This window comes from Dactylosporangium sp. NPDC005572 (genome assembly GCF_040605515.1).
In the GTDB taxonomy this organism is placed as follows: Bacteria; Actinomycetota; Actinomycetes; order Mycobacteriales; family Micromonosporaceae; genus Dactylosporangium.
In genome coordinates this window covers 6711-19393 of sequence record NZ_JBEXCY010000219.1, presented here as the reverse complement: position 1 = coordinate 19393, position 12683 = coordinate 6711, and the positions used below count along the sequence as shown (strand labels likewise).

The 12683-nt window shown below is 72.8% G+C and carries 13 protein-coding genes; 8 read left to right on the top strand and 5 right to left on the bottom strand.

Features of this window, described 5'->3' with window-relative positions; genetic code table 11:
• Positions 1-89 precede the first annotated feature (89 nt).
• Complete coding sequence (locus ABZS66_RS51525) at positions 90-701, bottom strand: RNA polymerase sigma factor (protein WP_354770526.1); 612 nt, start codon at positions 699-701, stop codon at positions 90-92.
• Between the two features lie 86 nt (positions 702-787).
• On the opposite strand from ABZS66_RS51525, the gene ABZS66_RS51520 reads away from it, so the two are divergent.
• Positions 788-1132, top strand: coding sequence for an STAS domain-containing protein (locus ABZS66_RS51520; protein WP_354770524.1), 345 nt, complete (start codon positions 788-790; stop codon positions 1130-1132).
• A 16-nt stretch (positions 1133-1148) separates the two neighbouring features.
• Here ABZS66_RS51520 and ABZS66_RS51515 read toward each other — a convergent pair whose 3' ends face one another.
• Positions 1149-1790 carry a DUF3159 domain-containing protein gene (locus ABZS66_RS51515; protein WP_354770522.1) on the bottom strand — a complete coding sequence of 214 codons (642 nt, stop codon included), beginning with the start codon at positions 1788-1790 and terminating at the stop codon, positions 1149-1151.
• 189 nt (positions 1791-1979) lie between these two features.
• The gene (locus ABZS66_RS51510; RefSeq protein WP_354770520.1) at positions 1980-3281 is read right to left on the bottom strand and encodes a condensation domain-containing protein; all 1302 of its coding nucleotides are present in this window, start codon (positions 3279-3281) and stop codon (positions 1980-1982) included.
• Positions 3282-3336: 55 nt separating this feature from the next.
• Here ABZS66_RS51510 and ABZS66_RS51505 point away from each other — a divergent pair, with 55 nt between their 5' ends.
• Positions 3337-3795, top strand: coding sequence for a pyridoxamine 5'-phosphate oxidase family protein (locus ABZS66_RS51505; RefSeq protein WP_354770518.1), 459 nt, complete (start codon positions 3337-3339; stop codon positions 3793-3795).
• A gap of 2 nt (positions 3796-3797) precedes the next feature.
• On the opposite strand, the gene ABZS66_RS51500 is transcribed toward ABZS66_RS51505, so the two are convergent.
• Both ABZS66_RS51500 and ABZS66_RS51495 read right to left on the bottom strand, forming a co-directional pair.
• Complete coding sequence (locus ABZS66_RS51500) at positions 3798-5795, bottom strand: hypothetical protein (RefSeq protein WP_354770516.1); 1998 nt, start codon at positions 5793-5795, stop codon at positions 3798-3800.
• Between the two features lie 84 nt (positions 5796-5879).
• Positions 5880-6392 carry a type II toxin-antitoxin system PemK/MazF family toxin gene (locus ABZS66_RS51495; protein ID WP_354770514.1) on the bottom strand — a complete coding sequence of 171 codons (513 nt, stop codon included), beginning with the start codon at positions 6390-6392 and terminating at the stop codon, positions 5880-5882.
• A 60-nt stretch (positions 6393-6452) separates the two neighbouring features.
• Here ABZS66_RS51495 and sthA point away from each other — a divergent pair, with 60 nt between their 5' ends.
• From sthA to ABZS66_RS51465, 6 genes are all read left to right on the top strand, one after another.
• The gene (gene sthA / locus ABZS66_RS51490; RefSeq protein ID WP_354770512.1) at positions 6453-7856 is read left to right on the top strand and encodes a Si-specific NAD(P)(+) transhydrogenase; all 1404 of its coding nucleotides are present in this window, start codon (positions 6453-6455) and stop codon (positions 7854-7856) included.
• Between the two features lie 90 nt (positions 7857-7946).
• The gene (locus ABZS66_RS51485) at positions 7947-8417 is read left to right on the top strand and encodes an N-acetyltransferase family protein (RefSeq protein WP_354770510.1); all 471 of its coding nucleotides are present in this window, start codon (positions 7947-7949) and stop codon (positions 8415-8417) included.
• 51 nt (positions 8418-8468) lie between these two features.
• A complete protein-coding gene (locus ABZS66_RS51480; protein WP_354770508.1) occupies positions 8469-9044 on the top strand; it encodes an IS607 family transposase in 576 nt (191 codons plus the stop codon).
• On the top strand, positions 9041-10420 hold the full coding sequence (gene tnpB, locus ABZS66_RS51475) for an IS607 family element RNA-guided endonuclease TnpB (protein WP_354770506.1): 1380 nt from the start codon (positions 9041-9043) through the stop codon (positions 10418-10420). Before ABZS66_RS51480 ends, tnpB begins: the two co-directional genes overlap by 4 nt.
• A gap of 22 nt (positions 10421-10442) precedes the next feature.
• Positions 10443-11954 carry an NTF2-like N-terminal transpeptidase domain-containing protein gene (locus tag ABZS66_RS51470; protein ID WP_354770504.1) on the top strand — a complete coding sequence of 504 codons (1512 nt, stop codon included), beginning with the start codon at positions 10443-10445 and terminating at the stop codon, positions 11952-11954.
• 231 nt (positions 11955-12185) lie between these two features.
• Positions 12186-12674 (top strand): YfbM family protein, encoded by a 489-nt coding sequence (locus ABZS66_RS51465; protein WP_354770502.1) that lies wholly within the window; start codon positions 12186-12188, stop codon positions 12672-12674.
• Positions 12675-12683: the final 9 nt, after the last annotated feature.

Sequence of the window (12683 nt, the reverse complement as noted above, 5' to 3'; positions counted from 1 at the left end):
GTGGAGGTGGCATCCCATGGGCAAGGACGTCGAGACCCGCGTGTTCAGTCGCGAGCCGATCCGGTGCCGCGCCCGCCGCCAGTCCATCGTCACGCGCCCTTCAGCCGCAGGTCGCCGGTCGCCTCGGCGACCTCCGGGACGGCCGGCTGCGGCCGGCGGGACTGCACCTGAGGGTGCGTGGCCAGCCGGCGCAGCCCGCGCATCGCGGCCACGCGCACCGCGCCGGGCCGCTTGCCGAGGACCTCGGCGGTGCCGGCGACGTCGAGGCCGGCCACGACCCGCAGCAGCACCGCCTCCGCCTGGTTGCGCGGCAGCTCGCCGATCAGCCGCAGCGCCCACTCGGTGCCGGCGTGCTCGAGCACCTCCCCGGCGACGTCGGGCACGGCCAGGATGCCGGCCGTCTCGACGCTGTCGCGGGACTCCTCGCGGCGCCGCCACACCCGGCGGCCGTCGTCGATGCCGCGGTGCCGGGCGATGCGGAACAGCCACACCCGGAACGCGGTCGGGTCGCCGGTGAACCGCGGCAGATCCCGCGCGACCTGCAACCAGGTCTCCGAGGCGACGTCCTCCGCGGCGTCGCCGCACACCGCGTGCAGGTACCGTAGGACGGCCGGCTGCAGTGCGCGCCACAGCACGGCGAACCCGGCGTCGTCGCCGTCGACGGCCGCCCGCAAGGACTCGGCGAGCTCGGCGTCAGGCACCGGCGTCGGGCCTTCCGGACCGTTGTAACGTGGCGCGGCAGCGATCCGCCCCTTCGGGGAGGGGCCGACCGGAGGGGACTCCCGACATGACCGACGCCATCGCGACCGACACCGTCGACGGCTCCCTCGTGGTCACGCCGACCGGCGCGCTCGACGTCGCCACCTCACCGGCCCTGCACACCCTGCTCCATCGGTCGCTGGACGAGGGCGCGACACGGCTCGTGCTGGATCTGTCGGCGGTGGACTTCATTGACTCAACAGCATTACGCGTCCTGGTGTCGGTGCACAAGCGGTTGCGCGAGTCGGGCGGGTTCGCGGTGGTCTGCCCGCATGCCCGGATCCGGCGCATCTTCGACCTGACCGCCCTGGACCGCGTCCTGACGCTCACCGGCACCGTGGACGAGGCGCTGGTGGCGCTCAAGACCGACTGAGCTGTCCCTGAGCCGTTCAGGAGCGTGCGAGCGCCTCCTGCGGGTGGCGGATGCCCGGGTGGCCGTCGGGCAGCGCGCGCCGCAGCACCCACCAGCTGCCGGCCACGCACGCCGCCACCAGCGGCCAGGTGAGCACGGCCTGCGCCGTGGCCAGCCACAACGTCTTCCCCGCCCACCAGAGCGGGACGAAGACGGCGAGCCGGACGAGGTACTGCAGGACCCAGATCCAGCTGGCCCGCTGATAGGCCCGCAGCAGGTCGGGGTCGCGGCGCCACCGCCCCTTCTGCCCCAGCAGGGTGCCTACGACCAGCCCGAGGAAGGGCCACCGCACGAGGATGCTCCCGGCCCACGCGAGCGCCGACGCGGCGTTGGTGAGCAGCCGCACGAGGAAGAAGTCCTCGGCCCGCCCGGTCCGCAGCGCGACGATCGCGCCGAGGATGACGACGAGCAGGCTGACGACCGTCCCGACGGGCCGCTTGCCCTGCCTGACCCGCCAGAAGGCGACGACGGCGGCCGCGACGACGGCGAGCCCGGCCCCGAGCGCGATCGACTGCCCGCCGGCCAGCCACCCGCCGGTGAACGCGACGATGGGCACGGCCGTCTCGACCGCTCCCCGCCACCCGCCGAGCAGTTCCCCGAGCTCCCCGCTGCGCCCCATGCCGTTCCCCTCGCTCCGCCGCCGTTCCCACCCGCGCCGCGCACCAGCATAGGTAAGCCTTGCCTAGGTGGCCATGCGCCCGCGACCCGGGATCAATGCTCGCGCGGCCCTGGAGCGGCCCTGGAGCGGTCGGCGTCGGGAACGGCTCGGATCGAACGGCTCGCGTCGGAAGCGGCACTCTCGGCGCGGTCAGGCGGGCGGCTGGGCCGACGCCAGGGCGTGGTCGACGACCAGGGACTCGATGCCGTACAGGAGCCGCGCCATGTCCGCGCGGGGGATCAGGGCGCTGTCCGCGGTCATCGCCAGTTCCAGCGAGCCGGGCGCGTCCTGGGCGTCCAGCGCGAACGTCGTGCCCAGCCTGGGCTCGTGGTCGACCGGCCACGACAGCGTGGTCCGGGACAGCGCCTCCGCCAGCGCTGCCGGGGTCGGCTTCGCGTATCCCAGGGCCGGCATCAGGCCGCGCGTGTCGTTCACGAAGCAGGAGTGGTCGCAGGCGTCCGCGCCCGCGATGTCGCGGCGGAGTGCCACCTTGTCGTAGTACGCGTGGCGGTGGGCCGACAGCGCGGCGCCGAAGGCCCGGCGGACCAGCGCCGGGAACGGTTCGTCGGTGCCCGGCAGGTGGAGCAGGCCCTCCTGGGCCACCGTCGTCACGCCGCCCGCCAGGCCGGGCAGGAAGCGGTTGTTCACCACCACCTGGAACACCGTGTCCGTGGCGCCGGTCAGCCGGGCCGCGGCGGCGGCCGTCGCGGCCAGGAGCACCGCGTGGGCGTCGGCGGCCAGGCGGTCCAGCGCCAGGGCCAGCGCCGGCGAGTTGAGCACGGCGTTCGGGAACACCGGCTCGGCGGTGCCGCGGACCGGGAACGGGCGGTGTGGCCCGCGGGCGAGCTTGTCGAGCCAGGAGCGGCGGGCGGCGGCGTCGCGGCGGCGGCCCCGGTCGGAGTGCTGGAAGGCGGCCTCCTCCAGCGGCTGCCGCAGTACACCTGAAGGCTCGGCACCGGACGCGAGCGCCGACCAGTCGGCGAGGAGGTTGCGCAGGCCCCAGCCGTCCGAGGCGGTGTGGGGCATGGAGAAGACGACGTACCGCACCAGGCCGTCGGCGATGACCAGGCCGACGCGCAGCGGCAGCTCGGTCAGGGGGTCGAACGGGGTGGCCTGGAGCTCGTGGAAGAGGGCGTACGTGGCCGGCAGGACCTCGCCGGCCTCGATGCCGGAGCGCACCACGACCGGCACCGCCCCGGCGGGCACCACCCGCTGGCGGACCGTGTCGCCGTCGGCGTCGAGCAGCGTGTGCAGCGAGTCGTGCCGGGCCAGCAGCGCCCGGACCAGGTCGGCGACGCGGGCCGCCGGCAGGGGTTCGACCAGCTCGCGGCCGCCGGTCACGTTGTACCGCGCGGCGTCGGTGCCCAGCCCGCGCACGACGTCCCAGATCGCGCGCTGCCCCCAGGTGCCCGGCCCGTGGCCGGCGCGCAGGCCGGCGAACGCGAACTCCACGCCAGGAGTCTCGCCCACCGCACGCCCGGAGCGGAACGGTGGCACGATCCTGTATATGCAGCCCGACGTGACTATGGCCCGCACGATCCTGGACGACAACCGGTACGTGGTGCTGGGCACCGCCGACGAGCACGGCACGCCGTGGGTGTCGCCGGTGTTCTACACGCTGGACGGCTACGGGGAGCTCCTCTGGATCTCCGACCCGCAGGCCCGCCACTCGCGCAACATCGCGGTCCGCTCGGAGGTCAGCCTGGTCGTCTTCGACTCGCGGGTCGGTGTCGGCGACGCCCGCGCGGTCTACCTGGAGGGCCGGGCCGAGGAGCTGACCGGCGCCGCGATCGACCCCGCGGCGTCGCGCTACAACGCCGAGGCGGTCCGCAAGGGCGGCCAGGAGATCGGCTTCGCGGAGCTCCACGAGGGCGGGGCGTTCCGGCTGTACCGCGCGGAGATCAGCGCCCACTGGGTGCTCGACCCGGGGCGCGTCCCGAACGGCCGCGCCCCGGTGGTGCTCTAGCGTCAGCAGCCGAGCCGGGCCCGGAACGCCTTCGGCGCCTTGGCACACTCGGCCTTGTTCGTGGGTCCCTCGTCCTCGCAGCCGTCGGCGCCGCAGTCGAACGGCGACATGTTCGCCGACACGCCGACCCACCTGCCGTCCGTGAACCGCACCAGCACCGGCCCGGACAGCGAATAGTAGTCGCTGCTCACCGCGTCGGCGTAGGGGTAGACGGCGAGGCTGTCGACGAGGGCCCACTCGCCGTCGCAGGTGACCTTCTTCCTGTTGTTGATGCCGGTGTACTGCGGGGAGGGCGTGATCCCCGCCTCGACCAGCAGCCGCTTGGCCTGCGCCTTCGCCTGGGCGGCGGTGAGGCATTCGGTCGGCAGCGGCGCGGCGCCGCCGAGCACCCGGATCTCGTTGGCCACCACCCGCGCGGCCTTCGGGTCGCCCCAGTCGCCGGGCAGGTACTCGGCGAGCTTGAGCAGGTACGCGTCGGGGCAGGCGTCGAGCGGCACGACGGCCTGGCGGGCCGCGGGCTGCCACTGCTCGAACTGCCACAGCTCTTTGCTCTTGTCGGCGAACGTGTCCTGCAGCGCCAGGTTGCGGTAGATCCGGTTCGAGTCGACCTCGGTGTCGGTGCACGTCGGCTTCCACACGCCGAGCTGCTGCGGCTTCCCGTCGCCGCGCACCGACAGCCCGAGCGGGCCGACCATCGTCTCGGCGAGCTGGTCGGACAGGTAGAACGCGACGTCGAAGAGGTTCAGCACGGCGAAGCCCTTGGCGACCTGGTGGACGATCCGGTCGGTCCGGGCGAGCGCCTTGGCGGTCGTGCCGGGGTGCTTGGCGATGAGCTGCTGCTCCAGGGCCTCGAACCGGGCGCCGAACTCGCTGTCCGGGTCCACGATCTGGCCGGCGCACCCCCCGACGGTGTCCGCGACGGCCCGCAGGTCCTTGGCGAACTCCTTGCCGAGCCACTGCTTGCCGCCGCACTCGAACAGCGCCTGCACGAACGCGTTCGCGACCTCGCTCTCCAGGCCGCCGACGGAGAAGTGGCCGAACAGGTACGCGGCGATGTCGACACCGACGGACACCAGGTCGACCTTCGCGGTGGCGGTGATCGTCGGCTGCCCGGGCTGGGCCGGCCGGCCGATCCCGACCGCGGTCTCGTGCAGCGGCGGCAGCAGGAACGACGTGCCGGTGTCGAAGACCGTGTGCGCGACGCCGTACACGATCCCGCTCGGGTCGTGCCGCTCCTCCCCCGGCCAGGTCCACGCCCATTCTTCGTCGGCGCCCGTCATCGTCAGCCGCTGGGCGAACGCGCGGTTGTTCGCGACCCGGGCGGTGACGATCTCGTCGCGGTCGGGCTCGAAGCAGACCCGGACGGCCGCGGCCGGGGTGTCCTCGTCGGGGTCGACGACCTGGCGCACCCACCCGTGCAGCGGCTTCCCGCTGCACTTCGGGGCGTCGACGCGCGTGCCGGCCGCCTTGCCCCACCACTGGCTGACGTCGTCGCCCCGGTTGGCGATCCAGGTGACGATCGAGAACTCGGCGACCTCGGCGCTGAGCCGGTCGCCGTCGAGCGTCGTGGTGACGGCGAGCCGCTTCCAGGTCTCGTCCTGCCACCGGCCGAGCACGAGCGTGGCCCGCTGCAGCGGGGTCAGGCCGGCCACGTCCCAGCGGACCGTGAGCGGCTTCGCGAGGGGCTGGTCGTGGCGGACCTCGACCGGCACGCCGAAGCGCTCGTCGCGGGTCTCGCCGAGGGCGGCGCCGGACGCGATCGTGACGGTCCCGGCGGCGGCTCCCGGCGGTACCACCACCTCCACCCCGGTGAAAGCGGCGGTGCCGCCCTCCGGTCCGACCGCCGTGCCACCGGCGTCGATGCGCGGTGGCGGGTCGTCGACGGCAACCGTTGCCGGTTTGACCGGGTCGTCACCGCGGGTGAGCGCCACGGCGGTCACCGCGCCCGCGGCGACGACCGCGAGCGCCGCCCCGGCCGCCCACCATCGCTTGTGCCTCACCCGTCCCAGCTTGGTTGCGGGCGGTGCGGCGGCCAATGAGGATTGCGGCCGGGGATTCCGGCTGTTCGGGGCGGTCGTTCCGGCTCAGGACCAGCCGTGGCCCTTGCGCAGGGCGGCGGCGATCTTGTCGAAGCGGGCGCGGTCGAGCACGGCGCCCTCGCGGCGGATGCCGTCGGCGTCCACGTGCAGCACCCGGTCGAGCCGCACCCAGCTCGGCCGCTGGTCGCGGTCCCACGAGCCGGGGCCGAGGGCGAACCAGTTGCGCTGGCCGTCGCGGTCGCTCTGGCTCGACAGCATGAGGCCGAGCACGTCCCGGCCGGCCCGGCCGACGACCAGCACCGGGCGGTCCTTGCCCTGGGTGGGGTCGTCCTCGTACCTGACCCAGGTCCACACGATCTCGCCCGGGTCGGCGTCGCCGTCGAGCTGCGGCGAGTACTCCAGCAGCTTCTGGGTGCGGCTGCGGTCCGGCGGCGTCTGGCTGTGCCTGGGCAGCGGCCGGCCGGGCGGCGGCCCGGGCACGGGCCGTTGGGGGGCGGGCGCCGTTTTCGCACGACCCATCCCCAATCGGGTGGCGACCGCGTTGAGAAGTCGTTTCACGCCGATGACCATAGCCGTGGCGATCTGGACGGGCATCGGCGCGGCAGGAAGACTGTCCACATGTACGACTTCGATGTCCTCGTGCTCGGCTCCGGTCCGGGCGGGCAGAAGGCGGCGATCGCCGCAGCGAAGCTCGACCGCCGGGTCGCGGTGGTGGAGCGGCGCCACATGATCGGCGGTGTCTGCATCAACACGGGCACCATCCCGAGCAAGACGCTGCGGGAGGCGGTTCTCTACCTGACCGGCCTCAACCAGCGGGAGATGTACGGGCAGAGCTACCGCGTCAAGGAGGACATCACCGTCGGCGACCTCGGCGCCCGCACCACGCACGTGATCGGGCGGGAGATCGAGGTCATCCGCAGCCAGCTGTCCCGCAACCGGGTGCGCCTGCTGCAGGGCACCGGCACGTTCACCGACCCGCACACCGTCGCGATCGAGGACGACCAGGGCCGCGAGTCGCACGTCACCGCCGACAAGATCATCGTGGCGGCCGGCACCCGACCGGCCCGGCCGGACAGCGTCGACTTCGACGACGTCACGATCATCGACTCCGACGGCATCCTGAACCTCGACAAGGTGCCCAGCTCGATGGTGGTCGTCGGGGCGGGGGTCATCGGCATCGAGTACGCCTCGATGTTCGCCGCGCTCGGCACCAAGGTCACCGTCGTGGAGCGGCGCGAGCGGATGCTCGACTTCTGTGACCTCGAGATCGTGGAGGCGCTGAAGTACCACCTCCGGGATCTCTCCGTCTCGTTCCGCTTCCGCGAGTCGGTCGCGGCCGTGGAGCGGCACGGGCGCACGGCCGTGACGGTGCTGGCCAGCGGCAAGCGGATCGCCGCCGACACGGTCATGTACTCCGCCGGCCGGCAGGGCGCGGCCGACATGCTCGGCCTGGACAAGGCGGGACTGGCCGCCGACGCCCGGGGCCGGATCTCGGTCGACGAGAACTTCCGCACCGAGGTGCCGCACATCTACGCCGTCGGCGACATCATCGGCTTCCCCGCGCTCGCATCGACGTCGATGGAGCAGGGCCGGCTCGCGGCGCACCACGCCTGCGACGAGCCGGTGCGGGGCATGCACGCGCTCCAGCCGATCGGCATCTACACGATCCCGGAGATCAGCTTCGTCGGGCGGACCGAGGACGACCTGACGGACAACAACATCCCGTTCGAGGTGGGGATCTCGCGGTACCGTGAGCTCGCCCGCGGCCAGATCATCGGCGACTCCTACGGCATGCTGAAGATCATCGTGTCGCCCGAGAGCCGCAAGATCCTCGGGGTGCACGTCTTCGGCACCGGCGCCACCGAGCTGGTCCACATCGGACAGACCGTGATGGGCTGCGGCGGCACCGTCGACTACCTGGTCGACGCGGTGTTCAACTACCCGACCCTCGCCGAGTCGTACAAGGTGGCGGCGCTCGACGCGATGAACAAGATGCGCTCCGTGTCGCGGCTGTCGGCGTGATCTGCTCGATGTCCTCGTTCGTCTCGCGGCTGTCGGTATGATTCGTCCGATGTCCGTCTTCGTCTCGCGGCTGTCGGCGTGATCCGCCCGATGTCCTCCGGGGACGCGCCGGCCGTCCTCGCCATCTATCAGCAGGGCCTGGACACCGGCCAGGCCAGCTTCGAGGTCACCGCCCCCACCTGGGAGGCGTTCGACGCCGGCCGGCTGCCCGAGCACCGCTTCGTCGCGCTGGTCGACGGGGCGGTCGCCGGGTGGGTGGCCGTGTCCCGGGTGTCGGCCCGGGCGGTGTACGCGGGCGTCGTCGAGCACTCGGTGTACGTCTCGCCGGCGGCCCGCGGCCGGGGCGTCGCGCACGGCCTCATGCGGGCGCTCATCGACTCGACCGAGCAGGCCGGCGTCTGGACGATCCAGTCGGCGGTCTTCCCGGAGAACACGGCGAGCCTGGCGCTGCACGCGCGGGTCGGGTTCCGGGTGGTCGGCACCCGCGAGCGGATCGCCCGTCGTGACGGGCAGTGGCGGGATGTCGTACTGCTGGAGCGGCGCAGTCCCACCATTGTCTGACCCTCGGGGTTGTCGACTGCTAGCGCATCGATGATGCGTTATGATGCTCTAGTGAACTTGAAGGAGTGGGCGGAGCGCGAAGGCGTACACCACGTCACCGCCTACCGCTGGTTCCGGGAAGGAAAACTGCCAGTCCCCGCACGCAGGGTCGGCCGGCTCATCCTGGTCGACCCCGCCGCGACCGCCGCTCCCGTCGCCGCGACAACCGCTGTGTACGCCCGGGTGTCGTCCGCCGACCAGCGGGCAGACCTGGACCGGCAGGTCGCGCGAGTCACCACCTGGGCCACCGGCCAAGGGCTGGCCGTGGACCGCGTTGTCACCGAGGTTGGATCGGCGCTCAACGGGCGCCGCAAGAAGTTCCTTGCCCTGCTCCGCGATCCGCAAGTGTCCACGATCGTGGTCGAGCACCGGGACCGGTTCGCCCGCTTCGGCGCCGAGTACGTCGAAGCCGCCTTGGCCGCGCAAGGACGCCGCCTGCTGGTGGTCGATCCGGCCGAAGTCGATGACGACCTGGTTCGTGACGTCACCGAAATCCTGACCTCGCTGTGCGCCCGCCTGTACGGCCGCCGCGCTGCCGCGAACCGCGCCCGCCGCGCGGTCGAGGCGATCGGCTCGGACGTGCCGTGAAGACGATCCAGGCGTACCGGTACGCCCTCGACCTCACCCCACGCCAGGAACGGGCCGCGCTCGCCCACGCCGGCGCCGCCCGCGTCGCCCATAACTGGGCGCTCGCGCGGGTCAAGGCCGTCATGGAGCAGCGGGCCGCCGAACGCACCTACGGCATCCCCGACAATCAGCTCACCGAGTCGATGTCGTGGACTCTGGCGGCACTGCGCCGCGCATGGAACGAAGCCAAAGCCGAGGTCGCCCCGTGGTGGGCGGAATGTTCCAAGGAGGCGTACAACACTGGCCTCGACGCGCTGGCCCGCGCGTTGAAGAACTGGAACGACTCGCGGACCGGCAAGCGGAAAGGCAGGCCGGTCGGGTTTCCTCGGTTCAAGTCCCGCCGCCGCACCACCCCGTCGGTGCGGTTCACCACCGGCACCATCCGCGTCGAACCCGACCGCAGGCATGTTGTGCTGCCGAGGCTGGGCCGGCTGAAGCTCCACGAGTCCGCCCGCAAACTCGCCCGCCGCATCGAGGCGGGCACGGCCCGGATCATGTCGGCTACCGTGCGGCGCGACGGCAGGCGTTGGTATGTCTCGTTCACCGTCGAGGTGGACCGCGCCGAACGCAAGCCAGCGCGGCCGGACTCGGTGGTCGGAGTCGACGTTGGCATCAAGCACCTTGCGGTGCTGTCCACCGGCGAACTGGTCGCCAACCCCCGCCACCTGCAAGCCGCGCAGGCCCGCCTGCGGACGTTGGGGCGGGCGATGGCACGGAAGGTCGGCCCGGACCGGCGGACCGGTCGGCGCCCGTCGAACCGGTGGCAGCGGGCATCGGCCCGTCTCGGCCGCGCCCATGCGAGGGTGGCGAACCTGCGCCGCGACGGCCTGCACAAGCTCACCACCCGGCTGGCCCGTGAGCACGGCACGATCGTGGTGGAAGACCTCAACGTCACCGGCATGCTACGCAACCGGAGTCTCGCGCGGCACGTCGCCGACGCCGGGTTCGCGGAGATCCGCCGCCAGTTGGCGTACAAGACGGAATGGAACGGTGGCCGGCTGCTGGCGGCCGACCGCTGGTATCCGTCTAGCAAAACCTGCTCGGGCTGTGGCACGGCGAAAGCCAAGCTGGCCCTGTTCGAGCGTGAATACCACTGCGAGGCGTGCGGCTTGGTCATGGACCGTGACCGCAACGCCGCCGCGAATCTGGCCGCGTTGGCGGCTGGGTTCGACACCGCTGGGAGTGGCCCGGTGGCTGGACGTGGAGCCGACCGGAAGACCCGCGTACGCGGGCAGGTGGCTGCGAAGCGTCAACCCGGCACCGCGTCAGCGGACAAGACCGGGACCGTCCCACCGCAAGATGGGACTCTCGATCGGATGCTGGCTAGAGCATCATGAGCGAGAACGGTACCGTCGGTCCGTGCGTCTGGTTCGTGCTGTGCTCGTCCTGTTGCTCTTCGGTGCGTTGGCCGCGTGCGGCGAGCCGTCCATTGACGACCGCCTCGATCGCTTCCTGCTGGCGTGGCAGAAGGGCGACTTCGCCGGCCAGCCGCTGTACACACCCCAGGGGCAGCCCCTGGACGCGGCGGCGGCGAAGCGCACCCTGACCGACGTCGAGGGCGAGCTCGCGGCCCACCGCCCGGCGCTGACCAAGCACGGCAAGGCGACGGTCCGCGGCGCCGACGCCACCCAGCGCGTCGGCGTCTCCTGGCCGCTGCCGGACGGCCGCACCTGGACCTACGACACGACGGTGCACGCCCGCAAGCTCGACAAGGCGTGGCAGATCTACTTCGACGCCCGCACCGTCCACCCCGACCTGCACGAGGACCAGCACCTGACCCTCCAGCGCTCCCCGGCCAAGCGCGGTGTCGTGCTGGCCGCCGACGACTCGGAGGTCGTGAGCGAGATCCCGGTGGTGTACGTCGGCCTGGAGCCCCGCTTCGTCGAGGACGTCGACGCGGTCGTGCAGCACCTGGACCTGGTCTTCCGCTCGGTCCGCGTGGACGTGGACGTGTCCGCCCTCCCGGCGCGGCTGCGCGCCGCCAAGCCCGACGCGTTCGTCGACGTGGTAACCCTGCGCCGGACGGACTACGCCGAGATCGAGACCGACCTGCGCAACACGCGCGGCGTGACCACCCGCACCGGCACCCTGTCGCTCCCGCTGACCCGCACCTTCGCCCGCGCCCTGCTGGGCACGTCGGGCCCGGCGACGAAGGAGCTGATCGACGCGAGCGCCGGCACGCTGCAGGCGGGCGACATCACGGGCCTGACGGGCCTGCAGCGCCGCTACGACACGCTGCTGCGCGGCGGCCAGGGCCTGGCGGTGGTGGCCGCCCCGGCGTCCTCCGGCGCGGCGCCGCTGTTCACCGCCCCGCCGTTACCGGGCGGCCGCCTCCGTACGACGCTGGACGTACGCACCCAGCAGGCGGCCGAGGCCGCCCTGGCGACGACGCCGTCCCGCTCGGCCCTGGTCGCGGTCCGCCTCTCCGACGGCGCCGTCCTGGCCGTGGCGAACGGCCCGGACGCGGCCGGCTACAACCTGGCGTTCCAGGCCGAGCTGCCGGCGCCGCTGCCGGCGGGGGCGGCCCCGGCCACGCTGGGCTACGGCCTGGAGTGGCACCTGGGCGCCGACGCCTTCACGGGCGCTGCGGCATCGTCGACGGCCGTGGGCTCCCCGCTGGTCCACGCGGCGGCCGTGGCGGCGCTGTCCCGCGGCCACTGGAAGCAACCGGTGCTGATCCGCGACCCCGCGGTCTCGGGCGCGCTGCCGGACGGCCCGGCGTTGCCTTCGGTCGCGTCGCCGGTACTGGCCGCCCCGGGCATGGTGGCGGCCGTGAGCGGCAGCATCGCGTACTGCCTGTACGTCGAGTCCGCGACCGCCGAGGCCCTGACGACCATCGCGAACAGTTTCCTGTCCGCCGTCCCGAAGTAGCCCACCCGGCCCCGCACGCTGAGGCGCCGCACGCTGAGGCCCCCACGCTCCCTTGTGCGCGGGCCGCTCGGCGACTCGGCCTGTCCGCGCCGGTCCCGGCCAGGCGCCCGCGCCATGATCATGGGAAACATCTGGTCGTCATGGCCGGATGTTTCCCATGATCATGGCCACGCCCCGGGTGCGGGCCTTCACGAGCCCGGCACGGGCACTTCGGGGGCTTAGGATCGCGGGATGCTTGGGGTGCACTTCGCGATCACGGCGGAGCAGGAGCGGTCGTTGCTCGCGGCCGTCGACGACGGGGACGAGGACGCTGTGGGCGAGATGCTCGCGGACATCGAGGAGGAGTGGGACGACGACGCGCTCATGGTCGACACCGACAAGGCGTGGGACGCGATCCACCGCTGCCTGACGGACGGGACCCTCGACGGCGCCACCGGCGAGTACCCGCTCTCGCACGCCGTCCTCGGCGGCCGCGAGCTGCACGACGAGCTCTGCGCCGTGTACGTCACCGCCGCCGAGGTCCGCGACGTGGCCGCCGCCCTGCGGGAGGTCGACGGGGCCTGGCTCCGCGCCCGGTTCGATGCCATCGACGACCCCGACTACCGCGGCGCCCTCGACGATGGCGACTTCGAGTACACCTGGTCCAACTTCGAGGACGTCCGCCGCTTCTACGCCAACGCCTCCACCGCCGGCCGCGCCGTCATCTTCACCGCCAGCTGAGCCCCGGTC